Source organism: Geomonas edaphica, from assembly GCF_004917075.1.
GTDB lineage: Bacteria > Desulfobacterota > Desulfuromonadia > Geobacterales > Geobacteraceae > Geomonas > Geomonas edaphica.
Genome location: NZ_SSYB01000002.1, coordinates 438,436 through 459,565 on the forward strand (window position 1 = coordinate 438,436; position 21,130 = coordinate 459,565).

Annotated in this window: 19 protein-coding genes; 18 read left to right on the forward strand and 1 reads right to left on the reverse strand. The window is 52.4% G+C overall.

Going from position 1 to position 21,130, the window contains the following annotated elements:
- Positions 1–6 precede the first annotated feature (6 nt).
- From E8K79_RS08130 to E8K79_RS08180, 11 genes are read left to right on the forward strand one after another with little or no spacing between them, the layout of a single operon-like run.
- Positions 7–1,581: an asparagine synthase-related protein gene (locus tag E8K79_RS08130; protein WP_136514302.1), complete on the forward strand. Its 1,575-nt coding sequence runs from the start codon at positions 7–9 to the stop codon at positions 1,579–1,581.
- A gap of 32 nt (positions 1,582–1,613) precedes the next feature.
- A complete protein-coding gene (locus E8K79_RS08135) occupies positions 1,614–2,660 on the forward strand; it encodes a glycosyltransferase family 2 protein (protein ID WP_136514303.1) in 1,047 nt (348 codons plus the stop codon).
- Entirely contained in the window at positions 2,657–3,721 is a 1,065-nt protein-coding gene (locus tag E8K79_RS08140; protein WP_136514304.1) for a CgeB family protein, read from the forward strand. Before E8K79_RS08135 ends, E8K79_RS08140 begins: the two co-directional genes overlap by 4 nt.
- A gap of 36 nt (positions 3,722–3,757) precedes the next feature.
- Positions 3,758–4,936, forward strand: a complete 1,179-nt coding sequence (locus E8K79_RS08145) for a glycosyltransferase family 4 protein (RefSeq protein ID WP_198419795.1) — start codon at positions 3,758–3,760, stop codon at positions 4,934–4,936.
- Between the two features lies 1 nt (position 4,937).
- A complete protein-coding gene (locus E8K79_RS08150) occupies positions 4,938–5,972 on the forward strand; it encodes a nucleoside-diphosphate sugar epimerase/dehydratase (protein ID WP_136514305.1) in 1,035 nt (344 codons plus the stop codon).
- A gap of 50 nt (positions 5,973–6,022) precedes the next feature.
- Positions 6,023–7,135, forward strand: a complete 1,113-nt coding sequence (locus E8K79_RS08155) for a capsular polysaccharide biosynthesis protein CapF (RefSeq protein WP_136514306.1) — start codon at positions 6,023–6,025, stop codon at positions 7,133–7,135.
- Positions 7,136–7,157: 22 nt separating this feature from the next.
- The gene (gene wecB / locus E8K79_RS08160) at positions 7,158–8,288 is read left to right on the forward strand and encodes a non-hydrolyzing UDP-N-acetylglucosamine 2-epimerase (RefSeq protein WP_136514307.1); all 1,131 of its coding nucleotides are present in this window, start codon (positions 7,158–7,160) and stop codon (positions 8,286–8,288) included.
- Positions 8,289–9,515 (forward strand): glycosyltransferase family 4 protein, encoded by a 1,227-nt coding sequence (locus E8K79_RS08165; protein WP_136514308.1) that lies wholly within the window; start codon positions 8,289–8,291, stop codon positions 9,513–9,515.
- Positions 9,509–10,114 carry a sugar transferase gene (locus E8K79_RS08170; protein WP_136514309.1) on the forward strand — a complete coding sequence of 202 codons (606 nt, stop codon included), beginning with the start codon at positions 9,509–9,511 and terminating at the stop codon, positions 10,112–10,114. The genes E8K79_RS08165 and E8K79_RS08170 overlap by 7 nt, the downstream gene beginning before the upstream one ends.
- Positions 10,111–10,746 (forward strand): acetyltransferase, encoded by a 636-nt coding sequence (locus E8K79_RS08175; RefSeq protein WP_136514310.1) that lies wholly within the window; start codon positions 10,111–10,113, stop codon positions 10,744–10,746. The genes E8K79_RS08170 and E8K79_RS08175 overlap by 4 nt, the downstream gene beginning before the upstream one ends.
- A 57-nt stretch (positions 10,747–10,803) precedes the next feature.
- Positions 10,804–11,973 (forward strand): DegT/DnrJ/EryC1/StrS family aminotransferase, encoded by a 1,170-nt coding sequence (locus E8K79_RS08180; protein WP_136514311.1) that lies wholly within the window; start codon positions 10,804–10,806, stop codon positions 11,971–11,973.
- Positions 11,974–12,421: 448 nt separating this feature from the next.
- Here E8K79_RS08180 and E8K79_RS08185 read toward each other — a convergent pair whose 3' ends face one another.
- Entirely contained in the window at positions 12,422–13,048 is a 627-nt protein-coding gene (locus E8K79_RS08185; protein ID WP_136514312.1) for a fibronectin type III domain-containing protein, read from the reverse strand.
- Between the two features lie 297 nt (positions 13,049–13,345).
- Between E8K79_RS08185 and E8K79_RS08190 the strand changes: the two genes are divergently transcribed.
- From E8K79_RS08190 to E8K79_RS08220, 7 genes are all read left to right on the forward strand, one after another.
- The gene (locus E8K79_RS08190) at positions 13,346–15,277 is read left to right on the forward strand and encodes a polysaccharide biosynthesis protein (protein WP_136514313.1); all 1,932 of its coding nucleotides are present in this window, start codon (positions 13,346–13,348) and stop codon (positions 15,275–15,277) included.
- A gap of 226 nt (positions 15,278–15,503) precedes the next feature.
- On the forward strand, positions 15,504–15,878 hold the full coding sequence (locus E8K79_RS08195) for a GxxExxY protein (RefSeq protein ID WP_136514314.1): 375 nt from the start codon (positions 15,504–15,506) through the stop codon (positions 15,876–15,878).
- A gap of 322 nt (positions 15,879–16,200) precedes the next feature.
- Positions 16,201–17,835, forward strand: a complete 1,635-nt coding sequence (locus E8K79_RS08200; RefSeq protein WP_136514315.1) for a capsule assembly Wzi family protein — start codon at positions 16,201–16,203, stop codon at positions 17,833–17,835.
- Between the two features lie 315 nt (positions 17,836–18,150).
- Positions 18,151–18,384, forward strand: a complete 234-nt coding sequence (locus tag E8K79_RS08205) for a hypothetical protein (protein WP_136514316.1) — start codon at positions 18,151–18,153, stop codon at positions 18,382–18,384.
- A gap of 160 nt (positions 18,385–18,544) precedes the next feature.
- Entirely contained in the window at positions 18,545–19,429 is an 885-nt protein-coding gene (locus tag E8K79_RS08210; protein WP_246043765.1) for an ExeA family protein, read from the forward strand.
- Between the two features lie 228 nt (positions 19,430–19,657).
- Complete coding sequence (locus E8K79_RS08215; protein WP_136514317.1) at positions 19,658–20,452, forward strand: hypothetical protein; 795 nt, start codon at positions 19,658–19,660, stop codon at positions 20,450–20,452.
- Positions 20,453–20,700: 248 nt separating this feature from the next.
- Positions 20,701–20,979 carry a YcgN family cysteine cluster protein gene (locus tag E8K79_RS08220; protein WP_129127773.1) on the forward strand — a complete coding sequence of 93 codons (279 nt, stop codon included), beginning with the start codon at positions 20,701–20,703 and terminating at the stop codon, positions 20,977–20,979.
- Positions 20,980–21,130 lie beyond the last annotated feature (151 nt).

Consider the following 21,130-nt stretch of genomic DNA (forward strand, 5'->3'; position numbering starts at 1 on the left):
TAGTCTATGAATAAATTGAATCTCCAAGAACTACCTAATGGCGATTGGATGTTTACCCAATTGGGTACACCTCCCCAAAAAATATCAAAAATAGATGCGATGCATGAAAAAACAAACGGGGTGTTTATATACAAGAAAAATGCCGGGATCGAAATAGTTACGGATAATTTCGGCACAATTCCTGTTTTTTATGATAGTGAAAGTGAGTCAATTGCTAACGAAATAGGACTGTTAACTCATAATGATGAAGCTACTGCTAAACCTGATCTTCCAGGATTCTGGGAATCAATCATATATGATTATTCTTTTTCTTCTAGGACATTAAATAGAGGGATAATTCAGATACCTAGTGGGTCAATATTTTATCTAGATTTCAAAAGTAAACAATGGACAATTACACGCTGGTATTTTTTTAATATTAATACTTATGAAACCAACCAGTCGGAGCTATTAAGATCAATTGATAATCGACTCGCTCAGATCTGCTCTAATCTCTGGGAAAGGTTACCCCCAAACGGGAAGATATTATTACCTTTGAGTGGTGGGCTTGATAGTAGACTTTTAGCGTTACATTTAGCGTCATCAGGCGACGTGAATAGAATTAAAGCTGTAACCTTCGGATTTTCAAAAAAGACTTATGAGTATAGAATTGCGAGGCAGGTGTGTTCAGTGCTTAATATTACCGATCACACTTTTCATGATATACCAAGAAATCTTTATCCAGAAATTGCTTATGATTTCTGGAATTTGTGGCGCGGGTGCCTATCGGTTACTCATGCACATTTATTTTCTTATCTCAAAAGATACTCAAATAACAGCAATTTATTAATTACTGGTTTTATGGCTGACGCAGTTGCTGGCTATGCTGCTTCTCAAAGACAAGAACCTATACAGCCACTTGAAAATTTTAATGTATTTAAGAAGTTAAAAATTCATGCTCAAGAGCTCAACATCGATGAGACTATTATTAGTGAAATCATTTTAGATTTGGAATACATTTATGATGATTGGAAAAATAATTGTTTCAATATAGGTTTCGACGAATATGTTTATCTAACTCAGAGGCAATCAAAAACCTTTTCCTTGTTGATTCAAACATACAAAAAATATTGCGAAGTTGTAGCTCCTTTCTCTGACCCCCTTTTAGAAAAACTTTTTATCTCGGCGCCCTTTGATTTGCGTAGAGACAAAAAAATAATCCGGCAATTGATGAATATGAGGAGACCTGACCTTTCTAATATAGAGGACCTTTCCTCGTCGATCTCACTTCAAACTACTAAACAATATATCCATTCAATGCGCCGAAAATGGTCTAGCAGGTTCGCGGTATTGTCAAGCCTTTGCACTAATGACAAAATTAGATTTTTTAGCCCTTACTGGACTGAGGATTTGAATGGAGCTTTTAGACGTGAATGTCGAAATGATATCCTATCCACATTGAGGTATTTATTTGATAATGACGTTATAAACTATGAACAATTTAAAATATTAGCTGGGAAGCCTGTGAGAAGTAACGAGGTTTCTAGATGCGGTAAAATATTATCCTTGCTTCCGGCTTCGACCAATGATGTTTTTCCTTAATACATGTATATCACGGTGATTGGGAGTAGTTTGTGAATTTAATCATATCTGTCTGTATCCCATCGTATAATCGTTCTGAAGTTTTGCCCCCCCTTCTCGAATCCATTCTTTCACAGGACTTAGAAAATTTTGAAGTGGTAATCTGTGAAGACAAATCTCCACAACGCGAAAGAATTCGTTCTATAGTCGAAGGTTTCAGAATCTTACATCCCCATCGTATCAGATATTTCGAAAACGAAGAAAATCTCGGTTATGATGGGAACTTCCGTAACCTTATAGAGAAAGCGAATGGTGACTACTGCCTTTTTATGGGTAATGATGACCTTATGTGTCCTGGTGCTCTTAAAACGGTTGCTTCTGCATTAGGGCGGCATGATAATATTGGTGTTGTATTGCGGAGTTACGCGGCATTTAATGGATCTCCGAAGAATGTTGTGCAGACCTTTAGGTATTTTGATCGAGAACTTTTTTTCCCCTTCGGTGCATCAACCATTGCAACATTTTATCGCCGATCCGTCGTTATTCCCGGCGTGACTATTCATCGAGAAGCTGCTCTTCGCTATGGTACCGATCGTTTTGATGGAACGCTTCTCTATCAACTCTACTTGGTCGCGAATATTCTGACCGAAATGAATGGCGTTTTTCTTCCTGAAATACTCGCCTTATATCGTACCGGCGGTATTCCTGATTTTGGTAACAGCGAGAAGGAGAGAGGGCTATTTGTCCCTGAAGCTCAGACGCCTGAGTCATCGGTGCATTTTGTTGCGGGTATGCTTAACATCGCTGCATGGGTAGAGAAAAGCAGGGGTGTTAAAATCTACTCTTCTATTTTGCAGGATATTTGTAACTATTCTTATCCCATTCTTTCGATTCAGTCACACCAGAGCCTTCCTGTGTTCGTCAAATATGCCCTGAATTTGGCAAAGCTCGGGTTTTGGAGATCGGGCATTTTTTATTGCTATTTCACTTTGCTACTTATTTTTGGTTCTCGCAGAGTAGATTTTTTAATACGGATAATTAAAAAACGTTTAGGATATACGCCGGCTATTGGCTCCGTATACAGGGGCGAATCACAGTGAAGATACTTGTCGCAGGTGATTGGCACTCTGAATTGCATGAGGAAGCAGTTTGCCGAGCATTCAGTTCTCTTGGACATGAAATATTCCGGTTCTCTTGGCACCAGTACTTTAAGCCAATAGAAGGTTTTTACTCGTTCTTTGCAAAATTTAGTCGCAAACTGCAGAATAAGCTCATAGCTGGTCCTCTCATTGCACAGATCAATGCAGATTTTGTGAGAACATCTCTTAATTTAAAACCCGACGTTATCTTCATATATCGTGGTACTCACATCATTGAGGACTCTCTTATAATTGTAAAGCAGAGTCTACCTGCTACCATCTTAGTTGGGTATAATAATGATGATCCTTTTGCAGATGGACATAATAAACTGTTGTGGCGCCATTTTCTTGCTGCAGTGCCTGCTTATGATCTGATGCTAGCTTATCGACTCCACAACATTAAGGAGTTCAGGCGAATTGGAGCACAACGGGTTGAGTTACTACGTTCTTGGTTCATTCCTGAAAGAAACCGGCCTGTTCAGTTGACACCGGAAGAGCAAAAAAAATTTGTGTGCGACGTCGTGTTTGCTGGGCACTATGAGCCTGATGGTCGAGATGCACTACTGGAACTGATTTTAAGGGAGGGATTTAATCTTAAATTATTTGGCCCTGAGTGGAATTTGATTTCGCAACGTTCTCAGCTATTAAGGCAACTTGCGCCTATTGTGCCGCTGCGTGGTGAGGACTACAATAAGGCGCTCTGTGGTGCCAAAATTGCCTTGTGTCTGCTCTCAAAGCTCAATAGGGATACATATACTCGTCGTTGTTTCGAAATACCTGCTGCTGGTACTTTCATGCTTGCAGAGTACTCCGAAGATCTGGCGTCAATGTTTCAGGAAGGAGTAGAGGCGGAATTCTTTCGATCGACAGAAGAACTGCTCGAAAAATTAAGATATTATCTTCACCATAAGGAAGAGAGGCAGGCCGTGGCCGTTTCGGGTTATCATAGAGTAATAGCTGACGGACACGATGTTGTATCGCGAATGCGAAGAATGCTTAAATACATCCCTGAGGTTAAATGACTACTTTAACTCGAAATTTAGTCAAAAATATCACTCATGAATAGCAAGATTATCATTGGTATTGATGCCTCCAATATACGTGCCGGAGGTGGAGTCACCCATCTGATTGAATTGCTCCGGGCAGCTGATCCTCAGGTTCATGGTTTCTCAAAGATTGTCGTTTGGAGTGGTTTGGCAACTTTGAATCGCATCGATGATCGTCCATGGTTGGTTAAGAACCACCAGCGGATGCTTGACAAGAGCCTGCCATATCGAGCTTTTTGGCAATGTTTCAAACTATCCACGTTGGCTCGATTGGCTCGTTGTGATGTGTTGTTTGTACCGGGCGGTTCTTATGCGGGTAATTTTCATCCAATGGTGGCATTAAGCCAGAATCTTCTGCCGTTTGAATGGCGCGAACTTGCGCGGTTCGGCCGATCGTTGATGAGTCTCAAGTTGTTCCTTTTGCGCATCAGTCAGGGGCGTTCATTTAAACAAGCAGATGGGCTAATTTTCCTAACGTGTTATGCCCGTGATGTTGTTATGCAGGTTATAAAAACCTCACGTGGCAAAACGACGATTGTTTCACACGGAATTGATTCACGATTTTCATACCCACCGCGTGAGCAGTTGGCTATGAATCAGTATTCGATGGTGAAGCCATTTCGCATCCTGTATGTTTCAATCATTGATATGTACAAACATCAGTGGCATGTGGCCGAGGCGGTTGCCTCGCTGCGCAAGGCAGGAGTACATCTGGAAATTGATTTTATTGGTCCGGCTTACGGCCCGGCTCTTGAGCACCTGTTAGAGGCCGTTCAAAAAAATGATCCAAATGGGGAGTTTCTGCACTATCGCGGTGCAGTACCGTTTGAAGAGCTTCATACAGCGTACCGGCAAGCTGATGCATGTGTATTCGCTTCAAGCTGCGAGAATCTGCCGAATATACTTCTAGAGGCGATGGCGGCGGGACTACCGATTGCCTGTTCAAACAGAGGGCCTATGCCGGAGGTCCTTGGTGAGGCAGGGGCCTATTTCGATCCGGAACAACCGGATGAGATTGCTGAAGCGTTGCGGACACTCTTCAATCAGCCCAACCTGCGGAAAAAACTTGCCGATCTGGCCTTTGCGACTGCACAAGAATACTCATGGGAGCGATGCGCCGAAGAGACTTTTTCATTCATCGCGCAAGTTGCTGCTGGCAGCAAACACACGAAATCACAACTGGAAGGTTAATATGTTTATTGGAAAAACCTTACTAATAACCGGCGGCACCGGCTCCTTCGGTAACGCAGTCCTGCGCCGTTTCCTTGACACCGACATCAAGGAGATCCGCATCTTCTCCCGTGACGAAAAGAAGCAGGAAGACATGCGGATCAGCCTCGCCAATCCAAAGGTCAAATTCTACATCGGCGATGTGCGCAATTACGACAGCGTTCTCCAAGCCATGGAGGGGGTCAACTACGTCTTCCAGGCCGCGGCACTCAAGCAGGTGCCGTCTTGCGAGTTTTACCCGATGGAGGCGGTCAGGACCAACATCCTAGGCACCGACAACGTACTTAATGCCGCCATCGCCAAAGGGGTCGAACGGGTAATTGCACTTTCGACCGACAAGGCGGTTTACCCGATCAACGCCATGGGGATGTCAAAGGCCCTCATGGAAAAAACCGTGGTGGCCAAATCACGCTTTGTCGATCCGGCAAAGACTACTCTCTGCTGCACCCGGTACGGTAACGTCATGGCTTCGCGTGGCTCGGTTATCCCCCTGTTTATCAAGCTGATCAAGGAAGGGAATCCGCTCACCGTTACCGATCCCAACATGACCCGCTTCCTCATGTCCCTCGACGATGCCGTCGACTTGGTGTTGTATGCCTTCGAAAACGGTCAGCAGGGGGATACCTTTGTGCAGAAGGCTCCGGCGTCCGCCATCGGCGATCTGGCCCGTGCGCTCCTGGAGCTGTTCAACGCCGGCAACGAGGTGAAGATTATCGGCACACGCCATGGCGAAAAGCTATACGAATCGCTGATGACCAGGGAAGAAATGGCCCATGCCACCGACCTGGGAGGCTACTACCGCATCCCCGCCGACAACCGAAACCTGAATTACAACAAGTATTTCGTGGAAGGGGAGCATGAACTGTCACAGGCTGAGGACTACAACTCGCACAACACCGAGCGTCTGAACGTCGAGCAAGTAAAGCAGAAACTCCTCTCCCTTGACTATGTCCGCCGCGAACTGGCCGGAAGCGCCTCTGAATTTCGGCCAAGATAAAAGCCTCGCAGAACTGTTAGCCATGAATTGATTTTTTGCTCGAGGGTATTATGAAGACTGTTCTGATTACCGGTTCAGAGGGCTTTGTTGGCAGGAATCTGCGAGTGACGCTCCAGCAGCGTGCCGACATCCGCATTCTCTCTTTTGACATACAGAACGATCCCGCCACGCTTAACGATCTGCTCGACCAGGCCGACTTCGTCTTTCACCTGGCTGGGGTCAACCGCCCCCGGAATGTGGATGAGTTTGTCTCGGGGAATACAGGCATGACCAAGCGGATCTGCGATCATCTTGCCTCCAACGGCCGAAAGACGCCGCTCTTGATCTCTTCCTCGATCCAGGCCGCACTCGACAACCCCTACGGTACAAGCAAGAAGGCCGCCGAGGACGCAGTATTCGCCTATGGCCGTTCCGCCGGTGCACCGGTGTATGTCTTCCGCCTGCCCAACGTTTTCGGCAAGTGGTGCCGCCCCAATTACAACTCGGCGGTTGCGACCTTCTGCCACAGCCTCGCCAATGATCTCCCCATACAGGTCAACGACCCGAATGTGGTGATGAAGCTGGTCTACGTGGACGACGTGGTTGCCTCGTTCATCGCCGCCCTAGAGGGTGCAGTGGTTCAGTTGGAAGGCTTCTGCCTGTCGGAACCGGTCCATACCTTGAAGCTTGGCGACATAGCGGCACTGATCCGCTCGTTCAGAGAGAGCCGCGAACAGCGCATCATACCTGACATGGCCGATCCGTTCACCAATAAACTGTACGCCACTTACCTGAGCTATCTGCCGACCGACTGCTTCAGCTATCCCCTGAAGATGAACGTGGACGAGCGGGGCTCCTTCACCGAGTTCATAAAGACCGCAGACCGGGGACAGGTGTCGGTGAATATCTCCAGGCCGGGTGTCACCAAGGGAAACCACTGGCACCACACGAAAAATGAGAAGTTCCTCGTGGTGAGCGGTCAGGGGGTAATCCGGTTCCGCAAGGTGGGGAGTGCCGCGATTATCGAATACCCGGTGAACGGTGCCAAGCTGGAGGTGGTTGATATTCCAACTGGTTATACGCATAACATCAGCAACACGGGCAATAGTGACATGGTGACTGTGATGTGGTGCAACGAAGCGTATGATCCCGACCATCCGGATACTTTCTTCGAAACCGTCTAACTGAAGGTAGAAAGAGGTGAAATTGAAAAGGCTCAAAGTTGCTACAGTCGTCGGTACCAGACCAGAGATCATCAGGCTCTCCCGCGTGCTTTCCAAGCTGGACCAGTACACGGACCATACCCTCATCCATACCGGTCAGAACTATGACTACGAACTGAACGAGATATTCTTCAACGATCTGGAGATCCGCAAGCCCGATCATTTTTTAGGTGCAGCCGGCGCATCCGCGGCAGAGACCATTGGACAAATGATCATAAAGATCGATCCCCTTCTGGGGGAAATCCAGCCCGATGCCCTTCTGATCCTTGGCGATACCAACAGCTGTCTGGCGGCAATTCCGGCGAAACGCCGGAAGATCCCCATCTTCCACATGGAAGCGGGTAACCGCTGTTTTGATCAAAGGGTCCCGGAAGAAACAAACCGCAGAATTGTCGACCACACAAGCGACATCAACCTCACTTACAGTGACATCGCCAGGGAGTACCTCTTGAGGGAGGGGCTGTCACCGGACCGGGTAATAAAGACCGGTTCGCCCATGTTTGAAGTGCTCGGGCACTACCTGCCGAAGATTGAACGTTCCACAATACTGACGACTCTTAAACTTGATCCGCTGGATTATTTCGTCGTCAGCGCCCACCGGGAAGAGAATGTCGATTCTGAGGTGAGTTTCCGGAAACTGGTCGACGTGCTGAACAGCATCGCTGAGACCTACGGCAAAAGGGTCATCGTCTCCACCCACCCCCGCACCAGGAAGCGCGTGGAAAGCCTCGGTGTCACTTTTCATGAAAATGTCGAGCTCATGAAGCCGCTGGGGCTTACCGATTACGTCCATCTGCAGATGCATGCGCGAGCCGTGCTTTCGGACAGTGGCACGATAACGGAAGAATCCTCCATTCTCAATTTCCCTGCCCTCAACCTCAGAGAGGCGCATGAGCGTCCGGAGGGAATGGAGGAAGCAAGCGTCATGATGACCGGCCTCGAGGTTGAGCGGGTGCACCAAGGGCTTGCGGTGCTGGCCGACCAGGCGCGAGGGGATATGAGACTGCTTCGGCCGGTCGCCGATTACTCGATGCCGAATGTCTCCGACAAGGTGCTGCGCATCCTTATCAGTTACACCGATTACGTCAATCGCACTGTTTGGAAGAAATGTTAGATGCGCATCCTTATCCTCAGTCAGTGGTTCGACCCTGAACCTACTTTCAAGGGAATGGTCTTCGCCAGGGAGCTGGTCCGCCTAGGACACGACGTTGAGGTGCTAACGGGGTTTCCCAATTACCCGGGAGGCAAACTCTACCCGGGCTACCGTGTACGCTTGCTGCAACGTGAGACTGTCGATGGCGTATCGATAATCCGGGTTCCGCTTTACCCTAGCCATGACGGCTCCGCTGTCAGACGGATAATGAATTACCTGAGCTTTGCGTTGTCGGCAGCGATTCTCGGGCCGTTTCTGGTGCGAAGGGCCGATGTCGCCTATGTCTATCATCCGCCTGCGACGGTGGCGCTTCCGGCCATGGCGCTGAGGCTGTTCAGGCGTATTCCCTTTTTGTACGACGTACAGGACCTTTGGCCTGACACCCTCTCCGCAACCGGAATGGTTAATAGCCGCAGGATCCTCACCTGCGTTGATCTCTTCTGCCGTCTCACTTATCGAATGGCCAGCAAAGTTGTCGTACTCTCCCCCGGATTTAGACGGATGTTGCTGGAGCGCGGTGTGCCCACCGGGAAGCTTGCCATGATCTACAACTGGTGTGATGAGGCACAGATCGTCTCCACGGCGGCCGGAGATGAAGCCCCTGAGTTGAATGGGCGCTTCAATGTGATATTCGCCGGCACCATGGGAAAGGCGCAGGCTCTCGACGCTGTTCTTGAAGCGGCGCAACTTCTCAAACAACGCCAGCCCAAGGTTCAATTTGTCCTGGTTGGCGGAGGTATTCAGGTCGAGCATTTGGAAAGGGAAAAGAAGCGAATGGGACTGGGCAACGTTCTTTTCCTCCCGCGCAGGCCGGTGTCGGAGATAGGTAGCCTGCTTTCCCGCGCGGACGCCCTGCTGGTCCACCTGAAAGACGACCCCCTTTTCGCGATCACGCTTCCTTCCAAAACCCAGGCATACCTGGCCATCGGCAGGCCGATCATCATGGCGGTTCGCGGCGACGCCGCAGATCTCGTGGAGAGGGCGGGCGCGGGTATTCCCTGTCTTCCCGGCAACGCACAAAGCATCGCGGAAGCGGTAGAGAAACTTGTTGCAATGGATAAGGAGCAACTCGACCAGATGGGAAGAAATGGGGCCGAGTATTACCAAAAGGAGCTGGCTCTCCCCGTGGGAACCAGGAAGTTTGAAGAACTGTTTCAGGCCGTTGCCGGAGCGGGGGCATCATGGTGAAGCGCGTTTTTGATTTCATCGTCGCCCTCGTTGCCTTGGCGCTGCTCAGCCCGTTTTTGTGTGTTTTCGCCGTACTGGTCCGCATCAAACTGGGATCGCCCGTGTTTTTCAGGCAGCAACGCCCCGGATTCCAGTCGAAGCTTTTTTATGTCATCAAGTTTCGGACGATGACCGACGAGCGCGATGTGGATGGACGCCTTTTGCCGGACGAGGCCCGGCTCACTTCCTTCGGGAAATTCCTGCGCCAAACAAGCATCGACGAGCTTCCCCAACTTTTAAACGTGCTGAGGGGAGAACTCAGCCTGGTCGGCCCGCGCCCGCTTTTAACGCAGTATCTGGGGCGCTATTCGGCGGAGCAGGCGCGCCGCCACGATGTCAAGCCAGGCATCACCGGCTGGGCCCAGGTTAACGGCCGAAACGCGATAACATGGGAAGACAAGTTCAAGCTCGATGTTTGGTACGTAGACAATCACTCCTTCTGGCTTGATCTCAAGATCCTTTGGATGACCGTGCAAAAAGTATTCGTTCGGGAAGGTATCAACCATCCGGGAAAGGCGACCATGGAGGAATTCATGGGGGCGAAGTCAGGGGAGCCATGATCAACAAGGATAGGGTTTTTGTTTTCGGCGCCAGCGGGCATGCCAAGGTGGTAATCGACATCATGGAAAAGCAAGGCGTCTTTGAAATCGCATGTTTGTTTGACGACGATGCCTCTTTGAAAGGCAAGAGCGTCTTTGGTTATCCTGTCGCAGGCGGCAAGGAAGAGCTGAGTCGCTGTGGGGTGAAAAAAGGAATCGTTGCCATCGGGAGCAATGCCGCCCGCAAAGCCGTCGCCGACTGGCTTGTCACCAGCGGATATGAACTGGTTACGGCGATACACCCTTCCGCAGAGATTGCTCGTGGAGTGACCATCGGAGATAACTGCGTGGTCATGGCCGGCGCAGTCATCAATTCGGATTGCACCATCGGCAATCATGTCATCGTGAACACCAGCGCCAGCATCGACCACGACTGCTTCGTAGCCGACGGCGTTCATGTGGCGCCAGGGGCGACTCTGTGCGGGACCGTCAAGGTCGGTGCGGGGACGTTTATATGTGCGGGGGCTACGGTCATTCCCAACCTGGAAGTGGGGAGTGGCGTCATCGTGGGGGCTGGCTCGACGGTTGTCGGGGACCTCCCAGACAAGGTGCTTGTGGTTAGTAGCCCTGCCAGGGTAATAAAGCACATCTGATCTATGCGGCACCCGTTGCCGGAGGGCGCGGGAAGTAATGATTCAAGAGGTATTAGCATGACTGGTAAACAATTCGGCCCATGGCCGGCCTTCACAACTGAAGAGGCCGATGCTGTGCGGAGGGTGCTCCTGTCCAACAAGGTCAATTACTGGACGGGGACGGAAGGGCGCATGTTTGAAAAGGAGTTTGCCAAGCACTGTGGTGTGAACCACGCCATTGCGCTGGCTAATGGGACGGTGGCCCTGGAGCTTGCACTGTACGCCTTGGGGATCGGTCCCGGGGACGAGGTGATAACGACCAGCCGGACCTTTATCGCATCCGCCAGTTGCATCGTCATGCGTGGGGCGACACCAGTCCTTGCAGACGTTGACCCCGTAACCCAAAACATCACCGCCGAGACCATACGTCCGCACATCACCCCGCAAACCAAAGCCATCATATGCGTGCATCTCGCGGGCTGGCCATGTGACATGGATCCGATACTGGAACTGGCGCGCGAGTATGGACTCAAGGTCATCGAGGACTGCGCGCAGTGCCACGGTGCTTCATACAAGGGGCGCCCGGTCGGCTCTTTGGGCGACGTTGCCGCGTTCTCCTTCTGTCAGGACAAGATCATGACCACCGGCGGGGAAGGGGGGATGCTCACCACGAACGATGAGGACATCTGGCGTCGTGCCTGGGAGTTCAAGGATCACGGCAAGAGCTATGATGCGGTCTACAACCGTCAGCACCCGCCGGGGTTCCGGTGGCTGCACGAATCCTTCGGCACCAATTGGCGCCTTACCGAAATGCAGTCGGCGATCGGCAGGATCCAGCTCGCCAAACTGCCTGAATGGACCCTGGCAAGAAGAAGGAACGCGGAGATCCTCACCAAAGGCTTCCGCAACCTCACTGGGCTCAGGGTGACGGTTCCGCCGCCCGAGATCGGCCACGCCTACTACAAGTATTACGTCTTCGTTGAGCCGGAACGTCTGGCGGAAGGATGGGACCGCGATAGAATCATGAACGCTGTCACTGCCGAAGGGATTCCCTGCTTCAGCGGCAGTTGCAGCGAAATCTATCTTGAGAAAGCCTTCGATGGCTTGAGACCGGCAACGCGTTTCCCCGTGGCGAAAGAGCTCGGAGAAACTAGCCTCATGTTCCTTGTCCATCCAACGCTCCCCGAACAGGACATGCTGGATACCGTGGCCGCCGTAACAAAAGTAATGGCCGCTGTGCGGAAATGATCTGAAAGTTTAGAGGGAACGCCAAATCTATTGGTTTTCGTGGAAAACGAAAGTTTTTCGGATCAAAACTTTTGGTTTTTAGAGAAAAGTAACAGTTTTGGGCCCAAAACTTTCACTTTTTTCACCAAAAGTAATAGTTTTCCCTTCAAGAGAGTTAGTTTTGGAAGGAAAGTAAGTTTTTTGGGCCTAAAACCAACACTTTTTTGAAAAACGAAAGTTTTTTGAGAGAAAATGACTGATTTTGGCAACAAGCCATCGTGGAACGTACGCGATGATATGTAGCCATAAGGTAAGTCTTTGATCTTTAACGGGAAAGGGCGTTGAAGGGGGAAGCCGGTCTGCTGTGTGTGGTGGGCGGTTTCGTGTCATGCACGGCTGAATGAGCGGGCGTTGAGCTTATGCACAGAAGTCCCCGGAGGCTATGGCCTGCGGGGACCTCGTTTTCGGATCAGACGCACATGAGCGTGACGTACTGCGACCAGGGCCCAGGCCCGTTAGCTCCTATCGCTCTTACCCGGAACCAGTAGACGGTGCCGGGAACAAGGCCTGTTACTAAAAGATGCATCGCCTTCACCCCTACACCGCAATGTCTCCAGTTCGCCTCGATGGAAGGGTCTCCGATGCAGCATGAGATATCGTAGCTCTTGGCAGCTTTTATCGGGTTTACCTTGAGCTCGATTTCTCCGGTGTTTTTACCGTGCTTCGCCCGCGGGTTCTGTGGGCTGGTAAGGGCGGGTGTCGTCGGGGCCTTCCTTGTCTTCGCGGCGGGGACCCCGAATGCTTCCAACAACTCGGGATGTTCCACTGCGGCATGACGCACCAAGGTGAAGAAGATGCTGAACTTGCGGTCCAGCTTCTGCCGTGCCGCCTTCAGCCGCTTTGCCTTCTCAGGGTCTCCGTCGGCTGCGGCACTGAAAGCCGCCTTGTGCTCTTCGTCGACTTCCTGCAACTCTTGCTGTTTAGGAAAACAGGCTTCGACGAGCGTGTATAGGCTGGGGTCCTTCGATATGGCTACCACGACGGCAGCCGTTCTCGGGATCGCTTCCGCACTGCTGAGTAGCGTGATGTTGTCCATAAGCAGCTCCTTTTGCAATGAAATTAGAAAGCGCTTAAATAACTACCACGCTTCCTAGGGAGGTCAATGATTTTTCTTAACGGTGGGTGCTCTTTTCCCAATTAAGTTAAGAGAATCTCCTGCCGAAGAGGGCAAGTTGAAAGCGGCATCGGGTAAGGCTTAGCATGACGTGGTAAATCGCCTTATGCGAATTGTTAAGGTTTGTTTCCTTAAGGTTTTGTGATATTCTTGGCAGCTGTTGTTCGTTCTTATGTCGCAGCGCAAGACCTGGTTGAGCGCTGCTTGTTGGGAGGGGTCATGATACACGCCAGAAGGGTCCTGGTGTTTTTCCTCGATGTGGTGCTTATTGCCGCCGCGTTCTTCCTTTCGTTTCTCCTTCGCTTCGATTTCCAGATCAGACCGAACCAGGTGGAGAACCTGAAAACCGGCCTCGTTGTCGCCATGGCGGTGAAGCCCGCCATGTTCGTCGCCTCCGGGGTCTACCGCAGCATCTGGCGCTACGCCTCGCTGCAGGACGCCTACGAGATCTTCAAGATCGTCTCCCTTTCTTCCGCCGTTTCAGCCCTCACCCTCGTCTACATGAAAGGCCCCTTCGGGATGCCGCGCTCCATCTATATCCTGGATTGGTTCCTGCTCTTCGCCTTCGTTGCCGGGAGCCGACTGGTGTGGAGGATCTATCGCGAGACGAAGATCATCCCCGGGCTTTGCAAAGGGAAGAGAACACTCATCATCGGGGCGGGGGAGGCGGGGAACCTTCTTCTCAAGGAGATTCGCAAGCAGCCAGAGGCCGCATACAACGTGCTGGGCTTCGTGGACGACGACCCTCAGAAGATGGGCATGCGGCTCTCCGGGGTCCGTGTTCTTGGGGGGACGAGCAGGCTCAGCGGGCTGGTGCGTAAGCACAATATCGAAGAAGTCATCTTCGCCATCCCCTCAGGCGACAGGGACCTCATGCGCCGCGTCATAGCAAACTGCGAGAAGACCAAGGCGCGCTTCAAGACGCTTCCGGGCATCACGGAGATGATCGACGGCGATGTCTCCATGAGCCATATAAAAGACGTGGAGATCGAGGATCTTCTGGGGCGCGATCCCGTAGTCCTGGATCAGACCGCGATAAGGAACTACCTGACGGACAAGCGGGTGCTGGTGACGGGTGCGGCGGGAAGCATCGGAAGCGAGATCTGTCGCCAGGTGGCCCGTTTCAAGCCGGCAAAGCTCGTGCTTTTCGATCACGCCGAGACGCCTCTATTCTATATAGAGAAGGAACTCTCCGAGAGCTTCCCGGACCTCCGTATCATCCCGATGGTGGGGGACGTGAAGAACCAAGACCGCGTCGAGGCGGTGTTCGACGAGTTCGGGCCGGAGGTCGTCTTTCACGCCGCGGCGTACAAGCATGTCGCCATGATGGAATACAACCCGGCCGAGGCTGTGCTGAACAACGTCATGGGATCGAGGAACGTCGCCGATGCGGCGCATAAGTTCAAGGTGCGCAATTTTGTTATGGTCTCGACTGACAAGGCGGTGAACCCGACCAACGTGATGGGGGCCACGAAGCGAAGCGCGGAGATCTACGTGCAGGCGCTGGCAGCGAAGAGTCAGACGAAGTTCACGACGGTACGTTTCGGCAACGTGCTCGGAAGTAACGGCAGCGTCATCCCGCTTTTCAAGGAGCAGATCAGGAAAGGTGGGCCGGTCACGGTCACCGACAAGGACGTGGTGCGCTACTTCATGACCATACCGGAAGCGTCACAGTTGGTAATGCAGGCGGGGTGCATCGGTCACGGCGGCGAGATCTTCGTGCTCGACATGGGAGAGCCGGTACGGATCCTTTCTCTTGCCGAGGAGCTGATCCGTCTTTCCGGTTTCATCCCGTACAATGAAATCGATATCCGGTTCACCGGTCTGAAGCCCGGCGAGAAGCTTTTCGAGGAACTGCTGATCGACGGGGAGGGGATCAAGCTGACCAGTCACAAGAAGATCCGGGTCATGGCGCCGGTGGAGACCGATCTTAAGCAGGTGAGTGCAGATCTGGACGAGCTCTTTTCTGTTGCGAGAAGCCATGAGCTGGATGCCGTTTTGCGTACGCTTAGGCGCGTCGTGCCCGAGTTCGTGCCGCGGTATCATTTCGAGGCCGCGCCTCCCTTTGCCTTCCAGAGGGTCCGTCCCGACCTGTTCCCGCCGCAAAAACTCGCGCTCGTCCGCAACCTGCGGGAGGAAACGGCAGCATAACAAAACCGATTCAAACAGGGATGAAGGGGATACAGGGGATAAAACCTTTAAAAACGAACAGACAAAAGTTTTTGGGTTAAACCAGAAAGTCCTTTCGTTTGAAGCCTTTATCCCGTTCATCCGTTTTTATCCCTGTTCAGCGGTTTTTGCCTTTGTCGAAGAAAATACGTCAGGACCTGTTATAAACGTTGATGGTTTTTCATCTTTGTTGGTGACGGAGGTCCTTGTGGTCCATGATGACTTGACCGGTAAGGTTCTTGGCGCCTGTTTTGAAGTCAGCAATGAACTCGGCAGCGGCTTCCTTGAGTCTGTGTACGAAAAGGCTCTACTGGTAGCCCTGACGGATGTCGGATTGCAAGCTGACTCGCAAGTTCCTCTGAAGGTCGTTTATCGCAATAAAGTTGTCGGGGATTTTTTCGCAGATATTGTGGTTGAAGGGACGGTGTTGTTGGAACTGAAAGCAGTGAAAGCTTTAGCTCCTGAGCATATAGCCCAAGTACTGAACTATTTGAAAGCGACCGGAATCGAAGTAGGGTTGTTGGTTAACTTCGGCAGTCCGAAGCTGCAATACAGAAGTCTCGGTAATAGACTCATCGCCTGACTCCGTTTCATGCCTCAAAACCGATTCAAACATGGATGAAGGGGATAAAGGGGATAAAACCTTTATAACCTGAAACCCACACACTTTTGATTTAAACCCGAAAGCCTTTTTTGTGTTTAAAGCCTTCATCCTGTTCATCCCCTTCATCCCTGTTAAAGTGTTTAAGGCTTTAAAACCGATTCAAACAGGGATGAAGGGGATACAGGGGATAAAACCTTTATAACCAGAAACCACACACGCTTTTGGTTTAAACCTGAAAGTCTTTTTGTTTGAAGCCTTTATCCTGTTCATCCCCTTCATCCATGTTAAAAGAGATTTTTGAATGAGATTATCCAAAATCGTTGTGGCATTGCTCGTTGCTGTCCTTTATCCGGGGGGTGCTTTTGCGCTTTCGTCCCCTAATATTCCACTGGACAGTCCCATTTACCTCTACCTAGAGAAACTCTCCGGTTTCGGTTTGGTTTCTTCTGACGTCAAGGGTATCCGCCCCTTCTCACGGGCCGAAGCGGCACGCATGGTCCGGGAGGCTGAGGAGAAAACCGCATCCGGCGCTACCTCGCCGCTTGCCACCGAACTGATCTCCCGCCTTAAGGAGCTCTTGCCCCGCGAACTGACTTACTACGGTCGCGAAGAGTCCACTCCTGCCTTCGACTACGCTCCACTCACAACGGCTCGACTGCGCTACGTCTACCTGGAAGGTGCACCGAGAAGCTATTACCGCGCCGTGCATGACCCCGGCGACGACGGCGTCTTCGGCATCGGCGGCGGCCTGCGACCCTCAAACCCTTATCCTTCACCGGTACAACAGCGGGGGAGCGAGGGGACGCCGCTTTTCGAAAATAACGACGGTGTTGTCTACAAAAGAGGAAACAACCTGGACTTACGGGGGAGCGGGGAGCTCTACTTCGGTGCCATGGGAAGTGCGCTCGTTGAGCCGCAGCTTCTTTGGTCGGAGGCGGACGATGAGGCGAGGGTGCGCCTGAACCGCGGCTACGTGAAAATCGGCGGCAAGGGGCTCGAACTGGAGGTGGGGCGCGACGAAAACTGGCTTGGTCCCGGCTATCGCGGCGCCATTACGCTCACCAATAACGCCAGAAACCTCGACCAGGTAAAGCTCTCCAGTCCAGAGTTGGTGAAAAGTAAATACCTCTGGGACCTCAAGTACTCCCTGGTTTTTTCCCGACTTGAGAAAACCGTCACCGACGGCAAGGAGCGCGAGCCATACTTCTTCGCGGGTAAGCTCGCCATGAAGCCGCTTGAAAACCTCGAGTTCGGCATAAACCTCGGACGACAGGCGGGCGGCCCCGGCGTCAACAACGGCTTCGGAGACATCGTACGCGGCCTTGTGGGGGGGGCGAGTGAGGACAATTCCAATTCCATCGCAGGGTTTGATCTGCGGCTGAGACTCCCCTGGCTGCGTAACACTGAGTTGTACGGCGAGCTGTCCGGCGAAGACGCCGCGGCCTTCTGGCCCATCGTAGAGAGTTACGTCGCCGGCTTCTACATCCCGAGGCTCACCGACAGCGGCCGGGATGACCTGCGCTTCGAATACTTTCGTGGCAACCGCATCCTTTACACTAACGGCACCTTCATTGAGGGATACCTGTACCACGGGCTGCCGCTTGGCCACTCCCAGGGGGGCGCGACCCAGGACTTCTTCCTGCGTTACAGCCACTGGTTCTCCGTACGTAACAACCTCGCGCTGGAGGCGTTCCATACCCGGCGCGGCGACTACGGCCGCGTCACCGTCGACGAGACGGGGAGGTATGACGCGGGCGGGGTAATGCAGGCGATCGAGCGCAAGAACGCCCTGCGCGCTTCTTGGACCTTCCCGGTTTTCAAGGAATGGAGCGCTCTGCTTCTTTACGGTCAGGAATGGGTCCACAACTACGAGCTGCGCGCCGGCGACACGCAGATGAACCAGTTGCTGCGTGCCGAACTCACCTACCGCTACTGATCCCACCTTGCATCAACAGTAGGCCTGGTGAACTGTTTCCCTGCTGCTAATGTTCTTCCGGAAATCCCGGGGGAAAGAGGAGTGCCGCAACCCACGAGGCGCGCATTGGGCCTAACGTTCCCCCCTTCGCAAAGGGGGGAGCTTTAAAGGCCACTCTGTGGAGTAAGCACCGTCACAAAACGGGGCGTAAAGGCCTCGCCTGGTTCTTCGATGGAATGGAGGCTCAGCGGGGAAGCTCTTCGCTTGTGTTGACGGCTGCGCTGTGGCATAGTCCTGCCTGTACACTTTTCGGTACTTCAACCTGCGAGACTGTCCATGGATAGAGATAAAGTCATCCTGCTTTTGGAAAGCATAAACAGCAAACTCGATTACCTTCTTGAGGGGCAAGAGGCCCTTATTCGAGAGGTTCGCGAATGGAGCCGCAGTATGAAAGAACGCACCGAGTTACTTTGGCGTGAACTGGAGACCGAACTGGACAATGAATGGCTCAGTCTGGAGAAGCGTCTGGCCTTGTATGATCCCCAAAAACATGGCGTCGAACGATGCTGACTGTCGGACCGTATATAGCGGTGGGCGCGGCACCCACTCAAATGTCTACATAACTCCTTCCCACTGGCAGCTGATCATCCCACCCTTTCCCCTTTATTTCTCGACAGATTCACGCTATATTCACCCCCTCGGCCAACGGCAACCTCTAAAGGGAAGGCACATGCCTGCGATGTACTGCGAATTTTACGGCTTCAGGGAGAGCCCGTTCACCCTCACTCCCAATCCCCGCTTTCTCTTCATGAGCGAACAGCACCGGGAGGCGTACGCGCACCTGATCTACGCCGTCGACCACCGCGCGGGTTTTGTGGAGTTGACCGGCGAGGTCGGTACCGGCAAGACGACGCTTTTGCGCACCTTCTTGGGCAAACTCGACCAGGAAGGCCACCGCACAGCCCTCATCTTCAATCCATGCCTTTCCGACCTCGAGCTTTTGAAGAGCGTGAACCGCGAGTTCGGGCTTTCCTGGGAGTCGGAGAGCCGGGTGGAACTGCTGCAGGTCTTGAACGCCTTCCTGCTCGAGCAGAAAGAGGCAGGGCGCAGGGTCGTGCTGGTGATGGACGAGGCGCAGAATCTGCCAGCCGAGGTGCTGGAGCAGATCCGCCTCATCTCGAACCTTGAGACAGAGACCGACAAGCTGATCCAGATTGTTCTTTCGGGCCAGCCGGAGCTTTTGTCCGTCCTTGCGAGGAAGGAGCTGCGCCAGTTGAACCAGCGCGTCACCGTGCGCTATCATCTGCTTCCCATGGACTTCGAGAGCACGCAGCACTACATCGACCACCGTATGGAGCTCGCCGGGTGCTACCGCGCCGCCGAGTTTTCCAAGGCTGCCATGAAACGGATCTACCGTTTCTCGGGAGGGGTGCCGAGGCTAGTGAACGTGGTTTGTGACCGGGCCCTGCTGATCGGCTTCACCGAGGAAGCGCGGACCATCACCGGCAAGATGGCGGCCCAGGCCGTTTCCGAGGTGGGCGGTTTCTCCCCTTACGGCACGACATCAAACTTGTTGCGTCGCGTCTTCGGACGAAACATATTCAAACAGGGATGAAGGGGATAAAGGCTAAAACCTTTATCACGCAAAGACGCAAAGGCGCAAAGAGAGGCAAAAACAAAAGAAAGGTTTTGGTTTAAACCCAAAGTCTGTTGGTTTTTTATCCCGTTCATCCCATTCATCCCTGTTAAATAGCTTTTGTTTTTTATTTGCTCTACTTTGCGACTTTGCGTCTTGAGTGAGTGCAGCGAACGGGCGTGACAGAACTGGTATATAGAGGAGTATATGAGCTCTATTTTGAAGGCTTTAGAGAAGGTCGATGAGTCGCAAAGATCGAGACGTGCGGCCAGCGGCGGCATTGGCAGGGGACGGGATCGCCGTCCTGCCTGGCTTCTGCCCGCTTGGACGCTTGGCGGTGCCTCAGTTGCCGCTATCGTCACCTACGCCCTGATGGGAGGCTTTACGCATCCGACTCCGGTCGCGGAAAAACCGGCGCGTCCGGCCGTTGCAGAAGCTCCTGCCAAGGTGGTGCAGCAACCTGTAGCCGAAAAGCAGCAACCGGTGCAGCAGCCTGTTGCGGAACCCACGATGCAGCCGGTCGCTGCACCGGTTGCCAAGGTCGTCACAAAACCTGCGCAGCCCGTCGCAAAAACTTCTGCCAAACCGGTTGCGCAGTCCACTGCCCCGGCCTTAGCCGCAAAGCCGGTCCGAAATACTGCGAAAGTTGAGGCAACCCCGGCCGCACCGAAACAGCAAGCGGCAGTGAAGGTCACGCAGCCTTTGCAGAAGGTTCGTCCGGTCTCGAATGCCGCTCTCCAGCCGGCGCCTATAGAAGCGGCGGCAGTCGCTGCCGTGGTGCCGGAGCCTGCCCTGCAGAAATCGCGTCCGGCGATCCGAGTTTCCGGGATCGCATGGCAAAATAGCAGCGAGGCGAGTTTCGCCATGGTGAACGGGCGTGCCCTGCGCCCGGGTGCCGTGGTGGAGGGGTATAAGGTAGAGCAGATCTACGAAGACAGTGTCCGTTTCTCCAACAGCAAGGGTAATTCCTTGGTAGTCCCCCTCGGGGCGGGCGAGGAATAACCGCACAAACCGATTCGAACGGGGATGAATGGGATAAAGGGGATAAAGGCTTAGAACCTGTGTCACGCAAAGACGCAAAGGCGCAAAGAAAAACAAGACTTTGGGGTTAAACCTAAAAGCTTTTTGTCTTATGGTTTCATCCCGTTTATCCCCTTCATCCCTGTTAAATAGTCTTTGTTTTTGGTTTCGTCGCGACTTTGCGTCTTTGCGTGACAGAGATTTTTGGTTCGAAAGGAAGGGAAGGTAACATGTCGGCGCATGAGATGGACCAGGCGCAGTGGGAGGCGCTGTGCGAGCAGTGCGGACTCTGCTGCTTCGAAAAGATTGAGGACGAGGACGGCAGGATCCTGTTCACCTCGACTCCCTGCCGTTATCTGGATATAACGACCAGGCGCTGCAAGATTTACAAGAAGCGCTTCAAGGTTTTCCCTGAGTGCGTGCAGCTGACCCCTGAACTCGTAAAAGAGTTGAAGTGGCTGCACAGAAGCTGCGGCTACAAGAAGGCCATGCGCAAAGGGATTCTGTAAAAAAACGATTCAAACAGGGATGAAGGGGATACAGGGGATAAAGCGTAAAATCTTTTAACGCAAAGACGCGGAGCCGCAAAGGCGCAAGGACAATCAAAAGCAAACAAGAATTGGTTTACCCCCAAGATCTTTCGGTTTTTAGTTTTTATCC